Annotated in this window: 23 protein-coding genes, 1 tRNA gene and 1 riboswitch; of the genes, 10 read left to right on the top strand and 14 right to left on the bottom strand. The window is 46.3% G+C overall.

What is annotated here, in order from left to right; all coding sequences use genetic code 11:
- Nucleotides 1-139 precede the first annotated feature (139 nt).
- Together BLR73_RS06925 and BLR73_RS06920 are read left to right on the top strand one after the other, a co-directional pair.
- Complete coding sequence (locus BLR73_RS06925) at nt 140-3,208, top strand: site-specific DNA-methyltransferase (protein WP_091860501.1); 3,069 nt, start codon at nt 140-142, stop codon at nt 3,206-3,208.
- Nucleotides 3,209-3,211: 3 nt separating this feature from the next.
- Entirely contained in the window at nt 3,212-6,508 is a 3,297-nt protein-coding gene (locus BLR73_RS06920) for a DEAD/DEAH box helicase family protein (RefSeq protein ID WP_091860499.1), read from the top strand.
- Nucleotides 6,509-6,588: 80 nt separating this feature from the next.
- On the opposite strand, the gene BLR73_RS06915 is transcribed toward BLR73_RS06920, so the two are convergent.
- The gene (locus BLR73_RS06915; protein ID WP_091860496.1) at nt 6,589-6,846 is read right to left on the bottom strand and encodes a hypothetical protein; all 258 of its coding nucleotides are present in this window, start codon (nt 6,844-6,846) and stop codon (nt 6,589-6,591) included.
- A riboswitch (SAM-I-IV-variant riboswitch) is annotated at nt 6,845-6,957 on the bottom strand. (Overlaps the previous gene by 2 nt.)
- A gap of 124 nt (nt 6,958-7,081) precedes the next feature.
- Here BLR73_RS06915 and BLR73_RS06910 point away from each other — a divergent pair.
- The 4 genes from BLR73_RS06910 to BLR73_RS06890 all read left to right on the top strand — a co-directional run bounded on the left by BLR73_RS06910 (nt 7,082) and on the right by BLR73_RS06890 (nt 8,700).
- Entirely contained in the window at nt 7,082-7,297 is a 216-nt protein-coding gene (locus tag BLR73_RS06910; protein WP_091860493.1) for a hypothetical protein, read from the top strand.
- A 24-nt stretch (nt 7,298-7,321) separates the two neighbouring features.
- On the top strand, nt 7,322-7,558 hold the full coding sequence (locus tag BLR73_RS06905; RefSeq protein WP_091860491.1) for a hypothetical protein: 237 nt from the start codon (nt 7,322-7,324) through the stop codon (nt 7,556-7,558).
- A 28-nt stretch (nt 7,559-7,586) separates the two neighbouring features.
- A complete protein-coding gene (locus BLR73_RS06900) occupies nt 7,587-7,790 on the top strand; it encodes a DUF1896 family protein (RefSeq protein WP_036915338.1) in 204 nt (67 codons plus the stop codon).
- Between the two features lie 439 nt (nt 7,791-8,229).
- Complete coding sequence (locus BLR73_RS06890; protein ID WP_091860483.1) at nt 8,230-8,700, top strand: DUF559 domain-containing protein; 471 nt, start codon at nt 8,230-8,232, stop codon at nt 8,698-8,700.
- Nucleotides 8,701-9,037: 337 nt separating this feature from the next.
- On the opposite strand, the gene BLR73_RS06885 is transcribed toward BLR73_RS06890, so the two are convergent.
- Nucleotides 9,038-9,111: transfer RNA gene (locus BLR73_RS06885), tRNA-Ile, on the bottom strand.
- 135 nt (nt 9,112-9,246) lie between these two features.
- Here BLR73_RS06885 and BLR73_RS06880 point away from each other — a divergent pair.
- Both BLR73_RS06880 and BLR73_RS06875 read left to right on the top strand, forming a co-directional pair.
- Entirely contained in the window at nt 9,247-10,194 is a 948-nt protein-coding gene (locus tag BLR73_RS06880; RefSeq protein ID WP_091860480.1) for a bifunctional riboflavin kinase/FAD synthetase, read from the top strand.
- A gap of 8 nt (nt 10,195-10,202) precedes the next feature.
- Nucleotides 10,203-10,973, top strand: coding sequence for a CPBP family intramembrane glutamic endopeptidase (locus BLR73_RS06875; protein ID WP_091860477.1), 771 nt, complete (start codon nt 10,203-10,205; stop codon nt 10,971-10,973).
- 159 nt (nt 10,974-11,132) lie between these two features.
- Here BLR73_RS06875 and BLR73_RS06870 read toward each other — a convergent pair whose 3' ends face one another.
- From BLR73_RS06870 to BLR73_RS06820, 11 genes are all read right to left on the bottom strand, one after another.
- Entirely contained in the window at nt 11,133-11,612 is a 480-nt protein-coding gene (locus tag BLR73_RS06870) for a hypothetical protein (RefSeq protein WP_041386297.1), read from the bottom strand.
- Nucleotides 11,602-12,120 (bottom strand): RNA polymerase sigma factor, encoded by a 519-nt coding sequence (locus BLR73_RS06865; RefSeq protein ID WP_013065037.1) that lies wholly within the window; start codon nt 12,118-12,120, stop codon nt 11,602-11,604. The genes BLR73_RS06870 and BLR73_RS06865 overlap by 11 nt, the downstream gene beginning before the upstream one ends.
- A gap of 58 nt (nt 12,121-12,178) precedes the next feature.
- Entirely contained in the window at nt 12,179-12,952 is a 774-nt protein-coding gene (gene argB, locus BLR73_RS06860) for an acetylglutamate kinase (protein WP_091860475.1), read from the bottom strand.
- Between the two features lie 23 nt (nt 12,953-12,975).
- Complete coding sequence (locus BLR73_RS06855) at nt 12,976-14,025, bottom strand: GTP pyrophosphokinase (RefSeq protein WP_052173505.1); 1,050 nt, start codon at nt 14,023-14,025, stop codon at nt 12,976-12,978.
- Entirely contained in the window at nt 14,025-14,327 is a 303-nt protein-coding gene (locus BLR73_RS06850; protein ID WP_013063616.1) for an STAS domain-containing protein, read from the bottom strand. The genes BLR73_RS06855 and BLR73_RS06850 overlap by 1 nt, the downstream gene beginning before the upstream one ends.
- Nucleotides 14,328-14,333: 6 nt before the next feature.
- Complete coding sequence (locus BLR73_RS06845) at nt 14,334-14,753, bottom strand: ATP-binding protein (RefSeq protein ID WP_013065604.1); 420 nt, start codon at nt 14,751-14,753, stop codon at nt 14,334-14,336.
- 72 nt (nt 14,754-14,825) lie between these two features.
- Nucleotides 14,826-16,718, bottom strand: coding sequence for a biosynthetic arginine decarboxylase (gene speA, locus BLR73_RS06840; protein ID WP_013064814.1), 1,893 nt, complete (start codon nt 16,716-16,718; stop codon nt 14,826-14,828).
- A gap of 23 nt (nt 16,719-16,741) precedes the next feature.
- Nucleotides 16,742-17,269, bottom strand: coding sequence for a shikimate kinase (locus tag BLR73_RS06835; protein ID WP_013063930.1), 528 nt, complete (start codon nt 17,267-17,269; stop codon nt 16,742-16,744).
- Nucleotides 17,266-19,668, bottom strand: a complete 2,403-nt coding sequence (topA, locus tag BLR73_RS06830; protein WP_013064748.1) for a type I DNA topoisomerase — start codon at nt 19,666-19,668, stop codon at nt 17,266-17,268. Before topA ends, BLR73_RS06835 begins: the two co-directional genes overlap by 4 nt.
- Nucleotides 19,669-19,755: 87 nt before the next feature.
- Entirely contained in the window at nt 19,756-20,289 is a 534-nt protein-coding gene (locus tag BLR73_RS06825; protein WP_091860472.1) for an NUDIX domain-containing protein, read from the bottom strand.
- Nucleotides 20,290-20,295: 6 nt separating this feature from the next.
- On the bottom strand, nt 20,296-21,747 hold the full coding sequence (locus tag BLR73_RS06820; protein ID WP_091860469.1) for a sialate O-acetylesterase: 1,452 nt from the start codon (nt 21,745-21,747) through the stop codon (nt 20,296-20,298).
- Between the two features lie 115 nt (nt 21,748-21,862).
- On the opposite strand from BLR73_RS06820, the gene BLR73_RS06815 reads away from it, so the two are divergent.
- A complete protein-coding gene (locus BLR73_RS06815) occupies nt 21,863-22,711 on the top strand; it encodes an alpha/beta hydrolase (protein ID WP_091860466.1) in 849 nt (282 codons plus the stop codon).
- A 10-nt stretch (nt 22,712-22,721) separates the two neighbouring features.
- The gene (locus tag BLR73_RS06810) at nt 22,722-23,009 is read left to right on the top strand and encodes a DUF4491 family protein (RefSeq protein WP_013064403.1); all 288 of its coding nucleotides are present in this window, start codon (nt 22,722-22,724) and stop codon (nt 23,007-23,009) included.
- 39 nt (nt 23,010-23,048) lie between these two features.
- Here the strand turns inward: BLR73_RS06810 and BLR73_RS06805 are convergent, their stop codons facing one another.
- Entirely contained in the window at nt 23,049-24,203 is a 1,155-nt protein-coding gene (locus BLR73_RS06805; protein WP_091860463.1) for a TlpA disulfide reductase family protein, read from the bottom strand.
- Between the last annotated feature and the right edge of the window lie 159 nt (nt 24,204-24,362).

The following is a 24,362-nucleotide window of genomic DNA, read 5'->3' as shown; positions in this document are numbered from 1 at the left end:
CAATGATTTTATGTGCTTTTTGTCTTAATCATCCATAATTTTCAGCAAGTTTTTAACATTAGACAGTCAATTTACAAACATAATTTGTAATTTTGTAGCCAAAAAGACAAGCAAAGATATACCCAGTTGTTACATAGTTATGACAGAGCAATTTGAGAAATTCGTGAAGGTTCTTCGTGAGATGTTTATGATAGACGATGCTGCCGATTTGGACTTCGGTATCTATAAAGTGATGCATCAGAAACAGGAGGATATAGAAAAATATCTGAAAGTAGATCTGCAGAAGAGCGTGCTGGAAGAAATAAGCAAGAATGAAGAAGGAAAGCGACAGTTGCTGGAAGAGCAGTTGAGGATAGCTAAACAGGATGCCCAGGAAATGGGGTTCTCAATGAAAGACCTCATGAGCGTCCCCAAGGTGAAAGCTTTAGCTGAGGAATTAAAGGGACTCACTCCAACAGACGATTTGGAGAATATGGTTTATGACCACCTGACAAAGTTCTTCAGTCGCTATTATGATGAAGGCGACTTTATTAGCAAACGCAGGTACAGCAGCATCCACGATGATAGCAAGTATGCAATCCCTTATGGGGGTGAAGAAGTTATGATGTATTGGGCTAATAATGACCAGTACTACATCAAATCGAGTGCATATTTAAAAAATTACTCTTTCAAACTTGATGGAGACAAAAAAGTGGTGTTCAGAGTGGTGAATGCCGTTCAAGATGAAGTAAATAGCGTTAAGGTAGACAAGAATGCAGTGCGTTGTTTTGCCCTTGCAGAAAACGAGGGGGCAGATTATGTATATGCCGAAGGTGATGTACTGACTATTCAGTTTACCTACGAACTGATGAAGAAAGAAAAAGACTTGCAGAAAAAACTTATCGCCGATGCTTCCTCCAAGATAACAGAGAGAATAGCAAAAGATTTTTCCGCTTTCTCATCCTTGCTTTCTCATGCGGTGTTAGGCGTGGATGATTCGCCCTCCTGCTTAGATAAGCACCTCAAATCATTCGTCGCTCGTAATACTTGTGATTTCTTCATTCATAAGAATCTGCGTGCATTCCTTAAAAAAGAACTGGATTTCTACATCAAGAATGAAATCCTACATATTGATGATATCGACTCTGACGAGAACAGAATACGCAGATATCTGACTCTTGTAAAGGCGGTGAAGCATGTCGGCTATAGCATCATCGACTTTCTTGCCGGTATAGAGAATTTTCAAAGAAAGCTTTGGCTGAAAAAGAAGTTTGTAACTGAGAGTAACTATTGCATTACACTTGATCGTGTATCGCGTGATCTATACCCGGAAATCCTCGCAAATGATGCACAACGTCAGGAATGGGTTCGTCTCTTTGCTATTGATGACATCAAGAGCAAAGACATGTTTACAGAAGCTTACAGTGAACCCCTAACCATGAAGTTCTTAGAGGACAACCAATATTTGGTACTTGATACACGCTTCTTTGATACAAACTTTAAGCATCGTCTCATATCAAGCATTAAGAAACTGGACGAGCAGACCAACGGACTGCTTATACATAGCGACAATTTCCAGGCTCTGAACCTCATTCGCAACAAATTCCAGAATAAGGCCAAATGCATCTACGCAGATCCACCATACAACACATCGGCCAGTGAGATACTTTATAAGAATTCCTATCGTGATGCTTCGTGGCTTTCGTTACTGAACGACCGCGTTCTTCTTGGTAAGGAAATACTTAGCGAAGATGGCATTCAATGTACCACTATCGACGACGTGGAGGAAAGCAAACTGAAAATGCTTCTTACAAGCATCTATGGCGAGCAACCTTATTCGGTAAGCATACGCATCAAGCCGTCTGGGCGTCCTATCCCCAAAGGCTTTGCCATCTCTCATGAGTATGCTCTTTTTGACAAGAAGAGTCCAGATACATCTATTGCACGTTTGGAACACTCTGATGAACAAATGAAGCGTTATAATGAAGAAGATGAAAAGGGCAAATTTATGTGGGAGCTCCTACGTAAGGCTGGCTCTAATTCTTTCAGAGGCAACCGTCCGACTATGTATTTCCCTATTTATCTGAATCCTGAGACAGGCAAAATGCGAGTTCCTGAAATGGAATATGATGAAGAAAGGGAGGTTTATGACATTCTCGAAGAAACTAAATCTGGTGAAGTTGCTGTATACCCCATTAAGGATGATGGCAAAACTGAGGGATGTTGGTACTTTGGTAAAGATAGGACCATAGAGGAAGTTGATGAATTTAAGGCCGAGAAGCAATCCAATGGTCTGTACTTCATTTATCGTCGCCGTCGCAAGAACGAAGGTGTTCAGCCCACGACTTTCTGGGAAGATTCCAAATATTCTGCTACCGAGCATGGAACCGACCTCCTGAAAAAACTCTTTGGCAAGCAAGAATCATTTTCCTACCCCAAGTCCATCTATGCAGTAGAGGAATGTCTCAATGTGATGGGCTTTGGAGAAAACGATCTTGTGCTTGACTATTTCGGAGGAAGTGCAACAACGGGACATGCTGTAATAAATTTCAATCGTAATGGAGGTGACAGAAAATACATTCTCATAGAACAAGAGAACTACTTCGATACCATTACCAAGCCAAGAATAGAGAAAGTGGTCTATTCTAAAGACTGGAGCAAGGGTAAGCCCCGTAGCCGAGAAACGGGTGTTAGCCACTGCTTCAAGTATATCACACTGGAACAATACGAGGACACGCTGAACAACCTCGTTGTTAAGAGCAATAACGGTGGCTTGTTCGGGACCTATTCTGAGAGTTATCTTGGCTATATGCTCGACTTCGAGACTCGCGACTCGCTCTTCTCAATAGAGAAATTTGACAGACCATTTGACTATAAGATGCAAATTACACGCCGCAATGAGACCAGCGAGCAGACTGTTGACTTGGTAGAAACCTTCAACTATCTGATTGGCCTCTATGTAGAACATGAAGAATGGCCTGACGAAAACCTCTGCATCGTGAAGGGTACAACCCGCGATGGAGAGCGCACCCTCATCATTTGGCGCAATGTAGCCGAGGTGGATAGCGAAAAGTTGAATACTCTTTTTGCCGGAATGGAGGACAAGTCTTTTGACCGTATATATGTGAATGGTGACAACAACCTGGATAACCTTCGCACTGACGCTGACATTTGGAAGGTGAGCCTTACGGAAGAAACGTTCAAGCACAAAATGTTTGAGGAGGAATAAAATATGCCTGAGAGAATAAGAACAAAACTGGCCAAACTCCGCCACTCATTGGTGCTGAACCAATATATGTTCAGCTTATTGGGACCAGATGCCGACATTGAGCGCATGAGCGAGATGCTAAAGGCACCCGTTCTTGAAGGATGGGATGAAGAGAACCATTCTCGCTATTCGCTGGTACTGAAGCAATATTTCCGTAACAGCCCAATAGTTGAGAAACTGGAAGAATACGATGAACATATATTCCGGCATACTGAGCGCATCAACAAACTGCGCAAGGAGGCAATTCAATGGAAATACTTCCAATATCTATCCCTGCTTTTCACAGAAGTTTACCTTGATCGCTATTTCAACGGTAGGGAGCAACTGCTCACTGACCTTAACCTGTTCCTATTTGGCGACCGGGATCATCATACCTGCTTTAACTCCAATCCGAAAAACTATAACGGACTGGAACCATTTACAGAGAAAGAACTGAACAAACTGGCCTACTGGAATGCTACAGGCAGTGGCAAAACATTACTCATGCATGTGAATATCCTGCAATATCTGTGGTATTATGAGCGTAGTGACAAACGACAGGGACGGTTAAACCGCATTATTCTTCTTACTCCAAACGAGGGACTTTCCAACCAACACCTGGAAGAACTGGCTATGAGCGGTATTGATGCAGTGGGCTTCAACAAGGATGTCACAAACCATCTCTACAAAGGCTCTCATGTAGAAGTGATGGAAATAACCAAGCTTAGTGACGACAAAGAGAAGAACAATGTAACGCGCGTTGACCCACACGCTTTTGAGGGCAACAATCTCATTATCGTCGATGAAGGACATCGCGGTTCATCGGGTGACTCATGGAAGGACTATCGAAACACACTTGCCGACGGAGGGTTTACCTTCGAGTATAGTGCCACTTTCGGTCAAAGTGTATCAGCAGGAAGTGATCCACAGAAAAAAAAGCAACTTCTGAACGAATACGGAAAAGCAACTATCTTTGACTATAGCTATAAACATTTCTATGAAGATGGCTACGGCAAAGACTACAATATTCTTAATCTTACCGAGTCGCTACAGTCTTCCGGTCAGCTTGACCGCTATCTCACGGCTTGTCTGCTGAGTTTCTATGAGCAGATGCGTCTTTATGAAGAAGAAGCTGACCAAATGCGCCCCTTCAATGTAGAGAAGCCGTTGGCTATATTCGTAGGAACAACGGTACTAAAATCTAACAACAAATCGAGCGCTTCTTATAAGGAAAGTGTGAGTGATGTAATATCTATCCTGCGTTTCTTCTACTATTTCATTTCCAACCACAATGCTGCTGTCGAGGACATACGCCTTCTGATGACAGGCCAAGCAGGGCTGCGCGATGAAGAGAATCGAGAGATATTTGAGGATTCATTCCGTTATTTGCGAGCCTCGAATCTCGAAGCCCAGTCCATTTATGGTGATATGCTTCAGCGCTTGTTCAAAGCACCTACGCTGGGAGCGAATATCTATGTGGATAATTTGAAAGGTAAAGAAGGCGAGATAGGACTTCGTATAGGCAACGGAGCATACTTCGGTGTCATAAACGTTGGCGATTCCGATGGATTGATGAAGAAGATTCGTGAGGAGAAGGATGCTGAAGGTAATGCACTCTTTATGTGTACCGATGTGGACTTCACCAACAAGTCACCCTTTGCTACTATCAACGAGAAAAACAGCAGCGTCAATATACTTATAGGCTCTAAGAAATTTACCGAGGGATGGAACTCGTGGCGCGTATCGACGATGGGACTTATGAACATAGGTCGTGGTGAGGGAAGTCAGATTATTCAGCTCTTTGGTCGTGGTGTCCGTTTGAAAGGATATGGATTCAGTCTGAAACGAAGTAATAAATTGGAAGGGTATGAGCATCCCAAGCTTCCTGCCTTCATCAACCTGCTCGAAACGCTTAATATCTTCGGTGTTCGTGCTGACTATATGCAGAAGTTCCGCGACTATCTGGAGAGCGAGGGCATCAACAAGGGCCCTGAGATGGAACCTATAGAGTTGCCTATTTTCCCTACGGTCGATTTGGAAAAAACAAAGTTGAAATATATTAAGGTAAAAGACGGAAAAGACTTTAAGACCGACTATCCCCATATTGAACTAAAAGCCGAGGAGAAGTTGAAAGTAACGCTCAACTATTACCCTCGCTTACAACGATTGCCCAGTCAAGAAGTAGGAGCCAATGTGACTCATGATTATCATAAGGAGGTGCTGGAAAACGCCTATTGGCCCTATATCAATTGGGATGAGGTGTATTTCGAGTTGGAGCAGTATAAACGGTCACGAAAATGGTCGAACCTTTCCTTCACACGACAATCGTTGAAAGACTTATTCTGTGACACCAGGTGGTATACCTTGTATATCTTAGAAGATGATATGCATCCACTTGACTTCATGACCTCTGTGAGCTTATGGCAATCGCTGGCCATAAAGCTCCTGAAACTATACGTGGATGCTTTCTATAATCATTGTAGGCACGAATGGGAAGCTGAGAATTTGGAAACAACGTGGTTAACTCCTGGCGATGAGAACTTCATCTCTGTTTATAATATTCTTGTAGATAAGAGTAAAGAAGAGATTGTGGGTAAGCTCAAAGCCCTTAAAGTAATGCTCGATAATGCTAAGGAAGAAGGGAATATTATGGATCTGGTGAAAGAGTATCAGGAACAGCCATATGCATTTGACCGTACAAATCCATTCAAGGCGCTTTTCCTGGAACAGCATCTATATCAACCGCTCATTTATTTGAAGGGCGATGAATATGAAGATGCGGAAAAAGGTCCACTTGTAGTAGTAAAGCCTGCCGCTCTGGTTCAGAGTGAAAAAGACTTTATCGATTCGCTTTTGAAGTTTATCCAGAACGATGACGGACTGCTAAATGGAAAGTCGATGTATCTGCTTCGTAATCGAAGCAAGAAAGGGATTGGTTTCTTCGATTCGCTCTATTTCTATCCAGACTTCATCCTTTGGATTATTGATGGTGAGCACCAATATGTCACCTTCATTGAGCCTCATGGAATGTTGCATGAAAAGGGTTACAAGAGTGCCAAGATTGACTTCTTCAACAAACTGAAAACAGAAATCGAACAGAAACTCAATGACGATGATATCTCTCTTGATGGTTACATCATCACGCCTACTCAGGCAGTTGCTTTGGAGCATTGGGGAGGTTCTATTTTAGAGATGAATGAGCACCATATCTATTTCCAACATGAAGAAGGCGAACGTTATATGGAAATGATTGTAAGAAATATATTGGGGAAAAATAAATAATTAGCTATTAAGATTATCGAGTTACTCCACTCATGCCAAGAGCAGACGGCAAGGGTGGAGTTTTTATATAGGGATAACCTTCAGCAGATGGTGGCCAGTCGATTATCCGCAAAATCGTACTTAACGGGATGAGCGAAGCTGATGGCTTTACCATCATAAACGTTAGACACATCGATGCCGCGATTCTTAAATTCATCAATAAGTGCCTTGTCGTGATAGACTCGCATACTTGACCATGCACGGCTTTGTACCGATGCATTGAACTCGTTAACTAACTCTGGAATCTGCATGTCTGCGAACTGCAGGGCATACTTCGTGTAATAAATGTGCTGTTGCATAACTTTTTGTTTTTGAAGTGAATACTAATCTTCCGCATCGTACTGACCACCGTGGCTAAGCTAAAGCTCGGTTGGCGAGTTACCTTTCAGGCACTGCTCTTGATGCTTCGGGTGCAAAGGTACGCAAATGTTCTGAAACGACCAAATTTTATAGTCAAATGATTATCTTTGATTATTTTGTTAACGTTAACAGAATTATTGTACCTATCTCCATAAATCTTTGTATATTTGCAACATGGAGAAAGAGCATACCATCACAGAAGAGCAGAAGCAGCTACTTCAGCAGACGAAGTTAGAGAACGGCACGAACGCTTGGGATTGGGTGCTTTCGCAAAGGGAGGAAGAACAATACTGGGCGATCGCTGGGATACTATCGTGTATGAAGAAGGGCTACAACCTCAATGTTCTGACGATTTGTTGGGAAGCTCGTGACATTCGATATTCAAAGTAACTAATTAACATAAGCTTTATAACAATGGAAAAAATGACACTCGAAAACAGATTTTACAATCCAAGCGAACTCGCTCGGATGTTGTATGACGGAAAGATATCTGGCTTTGATTATGTAACACATCAATCCGAAGAGACAACGCATGATTTCAAGGAGTACTGCGCTCGACGTGCTGTTCCTGAGAACGAAGAGTCTGCAGGGAACTATCTGAACCACCTTCTACGTGAAGAGGGAAGAAGTCATACAGAAGGCTTGGATTGATTATTAACACGTGAAGAAAGAGGTTTATATGGCAAAAGTAGATTTCAACTATTATGCACTTTATCTGAAAAAGTATCTTGTTGATAACGATGATCCAAGGGCCAATGATGCCGAATTTATCAATGACCGTGCCGATTTGGCTGGCCAAGAGTATGAGAATAACCGACTTAGTGGCCTTGAAGTATTCCAGGCAGAGGAACTGGCCATGGAAGTACTGATGTCAGGTTTATAGTAGGGCAGGTTATTCCTGGGTATTTTTATAGAGTGTCTTTCTAATGAAGAATGGCACTCTTTTTTGATGGCTATATCCTTGATAGTCGAATAAATAGCGTTCCATAGCGGGTAGCCAGCAATGGACTGCTATGTCCATATATACATTATTATATATTAGCGATACGGTTGTATCGAACTTGATAGAAGGGAGAGTTGATCCCAACTCATGCAGGGCAAATGTCATCTGACCTAAATTTCTATGCAAAGGTACGAGCGACCGTCTTATGTGCAAGGCCAAGCCTGTGGTTTGCTTCGAAAATCTCCACACCTGCGGGTAGTATTTTCGATCAAAGTCTTGCGCTAAAGCCTGTCTTTCCTCGTCCTTTCTGCAACGAAATTTTGGTTAGATGCCCTTTACCCCCTGTGGCGGGTGGGGGATAAATTTTAGTTTTTGAGCGATGGAAAGTATATACAGAAATTTGACTGCATGCGATAAAATGCATGAAAAGAAACAGAAAGTCTGCCGAACAAAGAGTGAGCGGGCCGCATATAAACTCCTGCCTGATAGTATGAAAGCAAGGGTGGAACGCAATCCTCCTATTGCTTTTAAGGATTGCAAGACAGCTTTCTTCCCAGATTTATTCTTCAGAGAGGAGAAGATTTGTGTTGAAATTGATGGTGAATACCATCGTAGGCGTTTACAAAAAGACATGTTACGCGATGAGGTTTTTGCAAAACATGGGTTCGTAACTATCCGTATTAATAATTGCGATACCTATATCAATGTGTCTTTTTGGGAAAGGCTGGTGGAGGGAATGGATAAGATAAATAATAGAACCGCATCGGTAAATGCTTTTATCGATGAATTACGTAAAATGATAGACGATGAGATTAAACACTGGATAATAATTGATGATGAATGCGAATAATGGTTGAAAGAATTAGTAACAAATAAAAAATAAACTTATGACATTTATTATTTTAATGATGATTATTGTCGCGCTCTTTGATGATCATGATAAGAAGCCAAAGCATAAAAAGAAGTCTCGTAGGAACAAAAAGGATAAATCATGGCTTGACAATGCCTGGTTTCATGATCATGGTCAGCATATTTAATTGTGATTAATATTTCATGAGAATTCACGAAATTTTCATTCATTTCAGATTGCTGAAACGACCCAGTTTGGACTTGAAAAGGTCACCTGAAGGTCACCATGAAAGAAAAAGAGAGTCACGAAATTCTCGTAACTCTCTGATTTTCAGGGGTGGACCAGCCTGGGCTTGAACCAGGGACCTCCAGATTATGAGTCTGTTGCTCTAACCAACTGAGCTACAAGTCCGATGCCTTTGCTTTGAAAAGCGAGTGCAAAGGTACGGCAATTTCTTTAAATATCCAAATTATTAAGAGAAAATAACTAAAAATGATTGATTGGCAGGGGTAAATTGCGGATTTTTGAGTACCTTTGCAGCCTAATATGGAGATATTCTACGATATAAAAGATACGATGATAGTGCCCGAGTGCGCTGCTACGATAGGCGTGTTTGATGGCGTTCATGCTGGGCATCGCCAGGTTATCAAGCAGATGATGGACGAAGCACAGCAGCATGGCTACAAATCAATGGTAATCACCTTCGATAAGTTGCCACAACAGCTGTTTGTGCCTGGTTTCCAGGCGCAGCTGATTACCACACTCGACGAGAAAATACAGTTGCTTGGCGAACTTGGCATCGACTACTTGGTGGTGCTGCCTTTTGATATGCAGATAGCACAGCTCACAGCGCGTGAGTTTATGGCTCAGATACTGCACGAGCGCCTGAATGTAAAAGCGCTGTGTATAGGCTACGATAACCAGTTTGGTCGTGGTCGCATGGAAACATTCGGCGACTATGTGGAATATGGTAAAGCGCTTAATATACACGTATTTAAGGCTATGGAGGTATGCCCTGATGGGTTTGATGTGCCTGTAAGCTCGTCGCTGATAAGACATCTGATAACCGAAGAGGGCAAGGTGTTTGAAGCCTCGCAGATGCTTAATTACTATTATACGCTTACTGGTCGGGTGGTGACAGGTGAACATATCGGTACAGGGTTAGGCTATCCTACGGCTAATGTAATGTCTGACAATGCAGAAAAGCTGATACCTGCCGACGGTGTTTATGCTGTGTTGGCCAGTATTGATGGGAGCGAACCTATGCAGGCGATGATGAACATAGGCAAACGTCCTACTTTTGATGGGAAGCAGCGCACTCTTGAGGTGAATATTCTTGATTTTAAGGGTGACCTGTATGGCAAGCAAGTTGCCATCAGTTTTGTAAAACTTGTGCGCTTGGAGCAACACTTTTCGTCGGCTGACGAGTTAAAACGTCAGATAGAGAAAGACGAGGTATTAATTAGAGATATATTTGAAAAGATAATAAAGTAAATAAGGATATGAAGAATGCGATTATTTATACCGTGCTGTTTGCTGCCCTTCAGGTAGTGGTGTCGATAGTTACCCAGCTGGTTTGGAACCGGTTATTAGGGAATAGCGGCGTTATGGGTACTGAGTTTATGATTGGCACGCTGATAGCATTTAACGTGCTGGGACTGATACTGTTTTTAGCAACCAAGTGGGCTGTGGTTAGCAGAAATTGGATACGTACGCGCCCTTGGATGGTGCTGTTCTGGGCAGCAATGGCGTCGGTGGGGTGTATCGTTCCATCTATGTGGCTGCAAGAAGTGATGCCCGAACTGCCAAATTTGATGCAGGAGGGATTGGAAGAACTGATGGGTAGTCGCTTAGGTTATGTGGTAGTGGGACTGTTGGCACCACTGGTTGAGGAAGTTGTGTTTCGTGGTGCTATCTTGCGTGCCTTGCTTAAGTGGAACCAGAATCACTGGTTGTGCATAGCCATATCGGCAGCATTGTTCGGTCTGTCGCATTTTAACCCTGCACAGATGCCCCATGCTTTCTTAGCTGGCTTGCTGTTAGGTTGGATGTATTACCGCACAGGTAGTATTGTACCTGGTATTGTAGTGCATTGGGTGAACAACTCGGTGGCTTATGCCATGTATAACGTATCGATGGCAGCCTATGGTACAGGCGACCCAACGATGGCGCAGGTGTTTGGCGAACAGCGCGTGCTGCTGGCTGTGCTCTTCTCGCTGTGCATACTGATACCAGCTATCTACCAGCTTAAACTGAGAATGAAGAGAGCTTAAACCATATAACATTGAAGAAGGCTGCACGTTTGTGCAGCCTTTAACTTCAGCGTTAGTATTTCCTGAAAATTTGAGAGAAACAAACCGGAGCTTCACAGCTTTCGGCGTCTTAATTGTTTTACTTGTTTTATTTATAAAGAAAGCATAGAAAAAAATATCTTATTCGTATAAGGCGGGCGTATCCGTGGCACTTACCTTAGTGGTGTCGGCCATATTCTCGGCCTGCATAGTGCCGAGGGTGTTAACGGAGTCGGCTTGATGCTGCTGGTGGAACTTAGCATATGCATCCTTCGGGTCGTCCCATCCGCGGTCCCAAGGGGCCTGTGCGGCGTTACCCAGTGTAAGGATGATGGCTACCACGGCTGCAGCACGGAAAAGCGGCATGAGGCGTGTGGTAAGAGTTACCATCTTGGCCTTTGGCGCTTCGGTGTTCTCGCCTACCATTTCGAGTATTCGGGCATCAAAGTCATCGCCCAGTTCAGGCTTCTCCTGCTCGAGAGTAAACAGCGCTTTGTACTGCATCAGACTGGCTGGTACATCCTCCTGACTGAAGAATGTGCGCAGAATTGACTCTTCCTGTAGTGTGGTTTCACACTGCCAGTAGCGCTCCAGTAACTGTTCGATATACTTATAATCCATATTTCTCGGTTTCAATATATTTTTGTCGGATGGCTTGGCGAGCGCGGAAGATGTTTACCTTTACCTGCTCTTCGCTGACAGCCATAATCGACGCTATTTCTTTATAACTCTTGCCTTCGAATTCGCGCAACTGCATAGCGCTTCGCTGTTTCTCAGGCAGTTCATTAATAAGTTGGCGTATCAGCTCGATGCGATCGCGCTGCATAGCCTGCTCTTCAGGGTTCGAGGCGTAGCTCTGGTCGGCTTTGTCGTGGTCGCCTTCTTCCAGACTCTGGTTCTGGTTTTCCAAGTGTCGCATTCTGTCGAGTGCCAGGTTGCGGCAGATGGTAAGGCAAAAGGCTTCAATCGATTCGATGTCGTCCCATGCCTCGCGGCGATTCCACACCTTTATCATCGTGTCCTGTACTACATCCTCTGCCTCTGCAGGGTTGAGGGTGATGCGGAGGGCAAGCCTGTAGAGCTCGTTCTTCAGCGGCAAGATGTCAGTTTTAAAACTTATCTTTTTCATCCTCTCTTATTATATGACGAATAACCTGGGGCAAAAGTTACAAGTAAAACAAAAAAAATTAGAAAATTTTTGTGCCGCTCTCTCCATCGATGGCAGTGGCCAGGGTAATGATAACCCGACTAACGCCAGCATCGATGGCGCTCAGGGCGTTTTCGATCTTAGGCAGCATGCCACCACTGATGGTGCCATCGGCCTTGTACTGCTCGAAATCGGCGCGGGTGATGGTGGGGATAACCGAATCGTCGTCGTCGGGATTGCGCAGTACGCCTTTCTTCTCGAAACTGTAGATGAGCGTTACATCGTAATAGGGAGCTAAAGCTTTGGCTGTTTCGCTGGCAATGGTGTCGGCATTGGTGTTCAGGATGTGTCCCTGACCATCGTGGGTGAGTGGGGCCATCACGGGGGTGATGCCTGCCTTAATCAGTCGGCTCAGCATCTCACCGTCGGCACGATCAACATCGCCCACAAAACCAAAATCCACACCATCCTTAATGGGGCGCTTATGGCTGCGAATCACATCCATATCGGCACCAGTAAGGCCCAAGGCGTTTACACCATTAGCCTGCAGGCGGGCCACCAGGTTCTTGTTAACCAGGCCGCCGTAAACCATGGCTACCACGCTTAGCATGTCGGCATCAGTAATGCGGCGTCCGCCAACCATCTTCGACTCGATGCCCAGGCTTGCTGCTACCTGAGTGGCACGACGGCCACCGCCATGAATGAGCACTTTGTTGCCCTCGATGGCACTGAAATCCTTGAGCAGCTGACTGAGTTGGGCCTCGTCTTCGACCACGGCGCCACCTACTTTTACAATTGTTAGTTTCTCTTTCATTTTTTATAATATGTGTATGAGTGTTACTGCTTTTGTCCGATAGCCTTGTATTGGCGTATCATGGCATCGGCCAGTATAGCGTTACTCTCGTTGGCACCGTACAGGGTGTCGTAAATCATCTTCACATCATCGCGACCGCCGCCATGCTTCAAGGCGTAAACCACGCACAGGTTCTGCAGACCAACCGACTCAGACAGGATATCAAGGTCGGTAACAGCCAACTGCGACAGGGCCAGCTGATAGGCTGTGTCGCTCAAATCGTCGACCATAGCTTGTACATCGCCTAACGATTCCATGCCAAAATGCTCCAGAACGCGCAGGAAAGGCATCAGCGAGGCGGGGAACAGCTCGGCCTGGTTAACAGCAGCAATACGCTGGTTAAGACGCTCGAATGGGTGCAATTCAAGATAGCTGCGGAACGAGTCGGTAGAGAGTGTTACCTCGCTTAGGTTGCCTGATTTTACCAGCGTTTGTATCTGTCGGCGGTATTCGGTCATAGTGGTGCGCAGACGGCTGAACTCATCGTCGGCCAACTCTAACATACCGGCCAGGCGACTGAACTGTCGGCGATACTGTGGGGGCAGTTTAACGGCACCCTTGTAGCCGATGTCGTGCTCGATGGCCGACCACGTGTGCTGCAGTGCTGTACGTATCTGTATCTCGAAGGGAATGCTACCCTCGTGCAGCTGGCAGATGTAGTGCAGCGAGTTATAGCCAAAGCTGTTGAAATCGTGCAGCTTGCGCTTATCAACAGAGTTGCTCCAGTCGATATCGAACAACTGACTGACAATGGCTGCTACCTTATCCACATCATCGGTATAGAAGGTAACAATGCGCAGGCCAATCAGGTCGGTAATGTCGCTTAGCGAGTGATATTTCTCGCCTTTGCGCTCTAACTTACCAGCCAACGACTCAACACCCTTGATGCGGTGCTCGATGCTGTTAAGTTCGATGCCCTGCTGCTGCATGGTGGTCTGTAACAGCTCGAAAACCTTGTTGTCAAGCTGTATCAGTTGTGGCCGCAGGTCGATGAACTCCTGCAGCAACGCTTCGCAATGTGGCGACAGGCGCATTAGATAAACTCAAAAAGATTAATAAAACCAGTCATGGCAAACACCTGGCGCAGATCCTCGTTCATGTTGCGCAGATAAACATGGCTGCCTTTGGGCTTTGCGGCCTTAAGCAGACCAAGGAACAGGCGCAGACCACTTGATGAGATATACTCGAGTGCTGTGCAATCAAGAATGATATCGTGACCAGAGCATTCGTAAAGTGGAGCCATGCTCTTTTCAACCTCTGCTGATGCAGCCGTATCCAAACGACCTTCGAAGTACATCACGAAATTTTTCTCTTCTTCTTTGAATGTTGTTTTCATAACTATTTATTTTTTAGTGATAATTTTGCTGAGTGTGAGTAGATTCTTATTATCTACACGCTCGTAGTTAATGGTATCCATTATTTGTCGTATCAGGTGAATGCCTAATCCGCCGATACTACGCTGTTCGGCTGAAAGCGTAGTATCGACCTCGGCTTTGACCGTTGGGTCGAAGGGGGTACCGCTGTCGCTGATGACAAACTTAAGATGCTCATCGTTTATCTGGGCATCGATATCCACATCGCCCTTACCATTAGGATAGGCATAGTTCATGACGTTAACCACAGCCTCTTCGATGGCCAGGTTAATCTTCATCGTTGTGCTCATGTCGAGACCTGCCGTCTCGCACACCTCATCTACAAATGCATTGAGTTGGGGCACTTCCTGCACATCGTTGGGCAGTGTAAGATGATTTTGGTAACGCACGTCGAATTGTTATTTAGTGTATTGAAGTACGACTTGTATCATCTGATAGATGATGGCATGAGAAGAAACTGCCTACTCAAGATAGGTATATCCATAGAGTCCTGAGCGGTAGTTAGAGAGGAATTCCTTACCCTCGTCCAAACTGATCTTGCCCTGCTTTACGCTCTTGGCAACCCAAACCTCCAGCTGGCGAACCAGCTTCTTGGGGTTGTACTGCACGTATTCCAGAACCTCTTCGACGGTCTCACCATCGATAATCTGGTCGATGTGGTAGGTGCCGTCTTTCTCAGAGATATGAACGGCATTGGTATCGCCGAACAGGTTGTGCATATCGCCTAAGATTTCCTGATAAGCACCTACCAGGAACACACCTAAGTAGTAAGGCTCGTTCTTTTTGAGTGCATGAACAGGCAGCGAGTGCGAGTTGTTGCGATTGGTGGTAAAGTTGGCTATCTTACCATCACTGTCGCAGGTAATGTCCTGAATGGTAGCATTACGTGTGGGACGCTCGTCCAAACGCTGGATAGGCATGATGGGGAATACCTGGTCGATGGCCCATGAGTCGCTCAGACTCTGGAACAAAGAGAAGTTACAGAAGTACTTGTCGGCCAGGAGCTTGTCAATCTTCATGAGCTCCTCGGGAATATGCTTCAGACTCTTGGCCAGGGCATGAATCTCGTGGCATACACTCCAGTACATAGCCTCTACCTCAGCACGGGTTCTCAGGTCGACGATACCATGACTGAACAGGTCGAGAACTTCTTCGCGAATCTGCTCGGCATCGTGCCAGTCCTCCAGGACATTACGTGGACTCAGGTTGTCCCAAATCTCATACAGGTCCTTAACCAGCTGGTGGCTGTTGGCATCTGGCTCGAACTCCTCGGGCATCTCGGGCAGTGAGGCTGTCTCAAGTACATCGATAACCAGCACTGAGTGGTGGGCAGCCAATGAGCGACCGCTCTCGGTAATGATATTGGGGTGAGGCAGTCCGTTCTTGTTGGCTGCTTCTACAAAGGTGTAGATACAGTCGTTAACGTACTCCTGAATTGAATAGTTTACAGAGCTCTCGCTGGATGGAGAACGGGTTCCGTCGTAGTCAACGCCCAGACCGCCACCACAGTCAACAAAATCTACGTTGTAGCCCATCTTATGCAGCTGGATGTAGAACTGCGAAGCCTCGCGAAGGGCTGTCTGGATACGGCGGATCTTGGTAATCTGGCTACCAATGTGGAAGTGGATGAGGCGCAGACAGTCGTTCAGTCCTTTCTTCTCCAGAAAGTCGAGTGCTTCGAGCAACTCGGCACTGGTAAGTCCGAACTTGCTGGCGTCGCCACCGCTCTCTTCCCATTTGCCTGAGCCGCTTGAGGCCAGCTTGATGCGGATACCGATGTTTGGACGGATATTCATCTTCTTAGCCTCGCGAGCGATAATCTCAAGCTCGTTCATCTTCTCGACTACGATGAAGATCTGCTTGCCCATCTTCTGTGCCAGCAGGGCCAGTTCGATATAACTCTGATCCTTATATCCGTTACAGATGATGATTGAGTCGCTTTGGCATTGCATGGCGATAACGGCATGCAACTCGGGTTTTGAACCAGCCTCAAGGCCAAGGTTGAACTTGCGGCCGTGCGAGATAATCTCCTCGACCACAGGCTGCATCTGGTTTACCTTGATGGGATAAACCACGTAGTTCTCGCCTTTGTAGTCGTACTCCTCGGATGCCTTTTTAAAGCAGCTCCACGTTTTCTCGATACGATTATCAAGAATATCGGGGAAACGCAACAGTACTGGTGGCGTAACATCACGCAGTGCCAGTTCGTCCATTACCTCGCGCAAGTCAATCTGTGTGCTGTTCTTGCTGGGGGTAACGTAAACATCGCCCTTGTCGTTGATACCAAAATAAGAAGTGCCCCAACCGTTGATGTTGTACAACTCCTTTGAATCCTCAATCGTCCATTTCTTCATTTTCTAAACGGATATGAATTTTATTATAAATCTAATAGTTCTTTTATTTTATCGACGCTAATCTTGATTTTCTCGTAGTTGTCCATCAGACTTACGTCGAGTGTATACTTAGCCTTTGTGTAGAAAGGTTCGCGCTTTTCGAGCTGCTGGCGAATAAAGGTGATTAGCTCCTCGGGGCTTTTGCCTTTAATCAGCGGGCGCTCAACCTTGCCCATCAGCAGGTGGTTGTATAGAACCTCGGGATCGGCCTTCAGGTAAACCGTCAGTCCCTGCTGGTTCAGATAGTCCATATTGTCAAAGAAGCAGGGCGTGCCGCCGCCACAGCTAATGATTACATTCTCAAACTCTGCCACCTCGTGCAGCATGCTGTGCTCCATTTTTCGGAACCCCTCTTCGCCACGTTCGGCAAATATCTGTGCCACTGTTTTGCGCATGCGGCTCTCGATATACCAGTCGAGGTCGTAGAAGGTGGCACCTAACTCCTTTGAGAGAGCCTTACCGATGGTGGTTTTGCCAGCTCCCATATAGCCTATCAGAATGATGCGCTTCATGCCTCTGCCTCTGCTTTTGTGGTTGTCTTCTTAGTGGCGGCCTTTCTGCCAGCACCTTTTCTTGCACCTCGCTTGGCGGTTTTCTTATCACCCTCCTCGCTCTTCATCTGCTCGATAATCTTCATGCACTCGTCGTAGGTGAGATCCTTGGCGTTCTCGTGCAGGTTCTTTGGCAGACGATAGTTCTGTCCGTCGTAGGCCAGGTAAGGACCGTAGATACCGTTCATAATCTCCAACTTGGGATCCTCAAGGAAGAACTTCATGTGCTTGGCTGCTTCCTGTCGGCGCTTCTCCTGGATGAGCACAATGGCCTCGTCGAGTGTGATAGCCATTGGATCGGCATCCTTTGGCAGCGATGCAAACATGCGGTCGTGCTTAACGTAAGGACCGAATCTACCAGCACCAACGCTTACGGGCAGACCTTCGAACTCACCCAAGTCGCGTGGCAGCTTAAACAGCTCCATAGCCTCTTCCAAGGTGATTGTTTCCATACTCAACTCCTTAGGTAACTGGGCAAACTGAGGCTTGTCCTTATCCTCTGACGAGCCAATCTGTACTACAGGTCCGAAGCGGCCAATCTTTACAAATACTGGGCGACCAGTCTTGGGGTCGTTACCCAACTCGCGCTCACCAGCCTTGAACTTCTGACGGCTGTTAAGAGTTTCCTCAACCGTTGGCTCAAAGTCCTTGTAGAAGTGTTTCATCATATCCTTCCACTTCTCGTCGCCCTCGGCAATCTTATCAAAGTCCTGCTCTACCTTGGCAGTAAAGTTATAGTCCATGATGCCAGGGAAGTTTTCCATCAGGAAGTCGTTTACTACAGTACCAATGTCGGTTGGCAACAGCTTGCCGCGCTCTGAGCCAGCCATCTCCTTACGGGTTTTCTGGGTAATCTGCTTACCCTTCAGCTGGTAGATAGAGTAGAAACGCTCTTCGCCTTTCTTATCACCCTTCATCACATACTCGCGCTGCTGGATGGTAGAGATGGTTGGGGCGTATGTTGATGGACGACCGATACCTAACTCTTCCATCTTGTGTACCAGACTGGCCTCGGTGTAGCGCTGAGGACCGGCACTGAAACGCTCGGTGGTAAGGATTTCGCGACGTGTGAGCTCCTGTCCTTTCTTGATAACAGGCAGTGAGTGGCTGTAATCCTCGCCATTCTCATCATCATCGGATGATTCACGATATACTTTCAGGAAACCATCAAACTTGATAACCTCGCCCTGAGCTGTGAATACCTCCTCGATACCATCGCTCTTGATGGTTATAGTGGTCTTCTCAATCTCCGCATCGGCCATCTGACTGGCGATGGTACGCTTCCAAATCAAATCGTAGAGTTTACGCTCCTGGGCACTGCCTTCAATCTCAGTCATATTCATGTATGATGGACGGATGGCCTCGTGTGCTTCCTGAGCGCCCTTTGAGTTGGTGTGATACTTGCGAAGTTTGCTATAGTTCTCGCCATAGAGGTTTACAATCTCGCTCTTGCTGGCGTTCAAACAAAGTTGCGACAGGTTTACAGAGTCGGTACGCATGTAAGTAATACGTCCGCTCTCGTACAGGTGCTGGGCCACCATCATTGTCTGACTAACGGTGAAGCCGAGCTTGCGGGCTGCTTCCTGTTGCAGGGTAGATGTGGTGAATGGGGGCGCAGGTGTACGCTTTGATGGCTTTTTGGTGATGGCATCGGCATAGAAAGTGGCTGTTTTGCACTTCTCCAGGAATTCCATCACTTCATCCTCGGTGCTGAAACGCTTGCTCAGCTGGGCTTTAACCTCCGAGGCTGAGCCATCGGGGTTAACAACAGCAAACACACCGCTGACACTATAATAAGGCTCGCTCTTAAAGTTCTGTATCTCGCGCTCGCGCTCTACAATCAGTCGCACAGCAACACTCTGTACACGACCAGCCGACAGGGCGGGCTTAACCTTACGCCAAAGTACTGGTGAGAGTTTGAAACCTACCAGACGGTCGAGCACGCGGCGGGCCTGCTGCGCGTTAACCAAATCCATGTTGATATGGCGTGGATGCTCGATGGCATCGAGAATAGCCGATTCAGTAATCTCGTGGAATACAATACGGTTAGTCTTCTGTTCGTCTAATCCTAAAACCTCGCAAAGGTGCCATGAGATGGCTTCTCCTTCGCGGTCCTCATCGGATGCCAGCCATACAGTCTCTGCCTTGCCGGCTTTTGATCGTAAATCCTCTACCAGACTAACCTTCTCTTCGGGAATCTCGTATTCTGGTTCCAGCGTCTTTTCGTCGATGCTGATTTCTCTTTTCTTTAAGTCGCGGATGTGTCCGTAGCTCGACATGACCTTGTAATCCTTTCCCAGGAATTTCTCAATAGTCTTTGCCTTTGCGGGCGACTCCACTATCACTAAGTTCTTTTGCATATTCTGTCGCGTTATATTTCTTTCGGGCTGCAAAAGTAAGCAAAAAACTCTCTTCCACCTTATTTATATAGAGGATTTTCAGATTTATTAACAATTCTGTGCTAAGAAACGGTGTACGGCTTGGCGTATGGAGCGCAGTCCGAAACGCTCTACATACACCTCTCTGAGGGATACCCACTGCAGTTCGGCGGCATCGTCGTCGGCTTTTACTACAGCCTCGCCTGTTACGTGGCACAGGAAGAAGAGGTCGAGCGTGTGTATGTCCATACCCGAGTAGTGATAAACGTTGGGGATAGAGAACTGGTATTCGACGGTGTCGGGATCGATGTCGAGTCCGGTTTCTTCCTTGATTTCCCTCACCATGCCCTCTTCGGCGTTCTCGTCGTTATCTATAAATCCGCCAGGCAGGTCGAGGGTGCCTTTGGCAGGTTCCTTGCCTCGTGTGGCTACTAGCAGTTCGCCTTTATCGTTCAGGATAAAAGCGGCTGTTGATGCGCGTGGGTTCTGATAGAATGTAAACCCACAATTGGCACAATGGCGGCTCAGTGCGTTATGAATCTTAAAATCCTGACTGCCACACTTAGGGCAGAATCGGAATACTTCTAATGGATGCTCTGTCATAAGCGTTTACCAGTTATCTGTTCTGAATGGGAATAATGGCAGATTGGCGCCGTTTTTTACGTTGCCTATCTGGAAATTTTTAAAGCAGTATCGTATAGCCACGGGCTTTTTAACCTGAGGCGACGACAGCTTGATGGCCTCGTCCCAATAACCGCCGCCGGGCTGCCAGAAGTGCTGGGCCTGAGCGGGGTAGAATACCTTGTCGTCGCCTGCAATCTCAAAGCCTTGGATGTCTTCGAATGGGGCGTCGGTGTGGTAGTTGTTGTCTAAGTGGATGTAGATGGCATCGCCCTTGATGTTCATGTCCTTAAAGGTTGAACTCTGGTAGAGGATGCCCTCAAAGCCATAGTCGCGAGCCAGTGCCGTGTAAGCCAGTCGCTCACCTACCTGTTGTTTTTGTGCAGGGTGAATCTGGCTGTATTCGTAGGGGTAAACCAGGTCGTTGATGCATATCAGCGAGCTGTTGGGAATTATTTGTTGTGCTTTGAACTGCTGTTCGCGCAGCAAGGCACCGCTGATGGCGTTGTTGTCATCGTCGTAGCGATAGGGGGCTATCTGCACAAAATAGAAAGGAATTTCGCCCAAACCGAACTGACTGCGCCACTGATCTACCAACAGCTTCAAACGCTGAGAATATTGGTCGCCAGGATCGCCTACGTTCGAACATCCCTGATAGAACAGAATTCCCTTGACGGTATAGTTCAGGATAGGGTTGAACGTACCGTTACCCCATAGCAGTGAGCGGTGGTAGTCGTACTGTGCCCATTTCTTGCAGATTTCAACAGAGTCGGTAGGATCGTTGGTGTATTTCTCCAGATTCTCTTTGGTGAGCCAGCTTTCTACACGTGAGCCACCTTTGTTAGCCTCGATGAGTGCGATGGGGATGTCGAGTGCCTGATGCATGGTGTGTGCAAAGAAATAACCCGTGGCAGAGAAGTCGCCAACGGTCTTAGGTGTACATTCGCGCCACTCGCACTGGGCGTCGTTCTGGGGGGTGGCTGCCATTACGCTAGGTATCTTGATGCTTCGTACACCTTTGTGGTTCTTGGCATCAATCACCACCTGATTGTAATCTTTGACCGGGCACATCCAGAAACCTTTTACAGGCATCTCCATGTTCGATTGTCCGGCACAAACCCATACTTCGCCACTTAGCACATTGCTGATGGTGAGCTTGTCGCCATCGTCGAATGTGATGGATAGTGGGGTATAGCTGGCCTTGGGTGTCTTTACCTTTACCAGCCATTCGCCGTTTTTGTCGGCTTTGGCAGTGACCGCTTCGCTGCTCCACGAGGTCGTTACTTTTACGGTTTTTCCAGGCTTTGCCCATCCCCAAAGGCGGGCATCGGTTTGCTGTTGTAAAACCATATTGTCACCAATTAGGTGTGGCAATTTTACTTTGGCCTGAGAGCCAAATGCAAGTACTGTAAGAGCTGTAATAGCTAAGATTTTCTTCATAATTTATCGTAAAGTTTCAAGTTTCTGCTTGCAAAGATAATAAAAATCCGTAAAAACCACGTAATCCGTAGCTTTTTTTTAGTACCTTTGCGCCAAAATTAAAAATATTAAAACAATGAAGTACGTAAGAAACATATTAACAACGGCGTTGCTGACTCTCTCGGCAACTATTTTTGCACAGAAACCTACCACCATGCCACTCTGGCCAAATGGACCAGAAGTAGTGAGCTCGGATGGTAATGATCAGGCGGAACTAACTGTTTATCTGCCCGATGCCAACAAGGCTACCGGTCGTGCTGTAGTGTGCTGTCCTGGTGGCGGTTATAGTCATCTGGCTATGGATCACGAGGGGCATCAGTGGGCGCCTTTCTTTAATACGCAGGGCATCGCTCTGATTGTACTGAAATATCGTATGCCTTATGGTAACCGTATGGTGCCTGTCTCTGATGCTGAGGAGGCTATCAAAACGGTTCGTAGTCATGCTACCGAGTGGCATATCAACCCTAACGATGTAGGCATCATGGGTTTCTCGGCAGGTGGTCATCTGGCTTCTACCATCGCCACCCATGCCAAGGACAATGCTGCACCGAATTTCCAGATACTCTTCTATCCGGTTGTAACGATGGATCCGGGCTTTACACATAAGGGCTCGCACGATAACTTCTTGGGAAAGGCACCTGAGGACAAGAAGGCGCTGAAGGAGTATAAGAAGTTGGAGCTTGAGTTTAGTAACGACTTGCAGGTGAATCGTACCACACCGCGTGCTTTCTTGGCGCTGAGCGACGATGATAAGGCTGTGCCTGCGGCTAATGGCTTTAACTACTATCAGCAGCTGTATAAGCACGATGTACCAGCATCAATTCATATTTATCCTACAGGTGGTCATGGTTGGGGTTATCGCGAAACCTTTGCCTATCACTACGAGATGGTTTTTGAGTTGAAAGCCTGGTTAAAAAGTTTCTAAATTGTAGCGTATGTATTTTACAGGTATTATTATAGCTGCCAGTACTTTCCTGGCTATTGGCGTGTGGCATCCGATTGTTATTAAAACCGAGTATTATTGGGGCACACGTCCCTGGATTGTATATCTCATTGTGGGGTTGGCTTGCATCGCGGGCGCCCTGTTTATCGAGAATGCTATCCTTTCGTCTATCGTAGGTGTGTTTGGCGCCTCCGCCTTGTGGGGCATCGGTGAGCTGTTTGCTCAAAAGAAACGTGTAGAGAAAGGTTGGTTCCCCAAGAATCCTAAGCGCAAGTACTAAAAAGAAAAATCCCTTCCAGAATCGGAAGGGATTATTTGTTTACAAAAGCTTTTTGATTTCAGCTTCAAGTTCTGCTATCTGAGCAGCTCGCTTAACCAGATTGTTGCCGCGGTCGATAACAAAGAAGTCGGGAACAGCCTGAATGTTGTAGAGTGTCAGACGCTGTGAACCTGCGCCATCCTCGTCGCGAACGCTGATCCAAGGCAGTGCTGCTGTCTGCTGTTTCCAGAAGTGCTCGTCGCTGTCGAGACTTACCTGGTAAATCTCCAATCCCTGAGCGTGATATTTATTATACAATTCGCGCAGCTGAATGATACGTGCTGGAGAATCCTTGAGAGCGAATACATGGAAGTCGAGCAGTACAACCTGACCCTTCAAATCAGTCAGATGACGCATGTTACCTTTGTTATCGAGTAGAGCGATATCCAGTACACCAGCCTCCTGAACCTTGCTGGCCTCAATCTGAATGTCGGCATTCTGAGCCTCTACGATACGCTGGTTCTTCATGCCTTCGATGGCAATGTTGTGCAGGTTCTGTCCGCGCTCAGCGTGTGGGTAATAAGTGTCCCAGCTGGTAGCAACGGCTGCAAAAGCCTTGATATCTTCCTTGTTGGCACGAGGATTGAAAATCAGGTAGTTGCCGATAGCCTGGAACAGAGCGAAGTAGGCATATGCCTTGTAAGGCTCTTTGTAGATATAGTTGCGCTTAACCTCTTCCTTGTAAGCGTTAATCATGCTCTGGATGCTGTCGTTGGCTTTGGCAATGCCTAACTCGGTGTTGCTCTGCAGCGCGATGGCCTTAGCCTGCAGGTCGATCTGCTTAAGTGCCAACTCGCGAATCTTCTCACAGTTCTCAGAACCGCTGATGGTGTAGTTTGATGCCATACCAGGATACTGACCCTTAACCTGAACAGTCTCGGTAGAATCGATGCTTACGTTGATAATCTGGTCGGCAATGCGCAAACGATAGAACTCAGGGGCTGTAGTAGCATCCTGACTGAACGAGAAGTCGCCATTGTCGTTAAGCTTTACAGAGTCGAGCACGTTAATGCCCTCCAAACCTACGTTTTCGAAGTAGAGCACAGAGTCCTTAGCGCCGGCAATCTGGCCCTCGACGGTAAACTTATTGTTGTTGCACGAGGCAATCGATAATGCAGCCAGAACTACGGCTGCTGCTTTACAAATATGTTTCATTTTTTCTAATTAGAATTTCGTTTTGCGGGTGCAAAGATATAATTTTTTTAGTGAATAGTGAAGAGGAATAGTGAAAAATTAAAAAAAATATTGAGTTTTCTCGTTTATTAATATAATTATGTGTATCTTTGCGGCTGTTTTTTATATTTTAGATGTTTT

The organism is Prevotella sp. khp1 (genome assembly GCF_900102205.1).
In the GTDB taxonomy this organism is placed as follows: Bacteria; Bacteroidota; Bacteroidia; order Bacteroidales; family Bacteroidaceae; genus Prevotella; species Prevotella ruminicola.
Note: the sequence above shows the minus strand (reverse complement) of the source record. Positions and strands in the feature narration are given on the sequence as shown.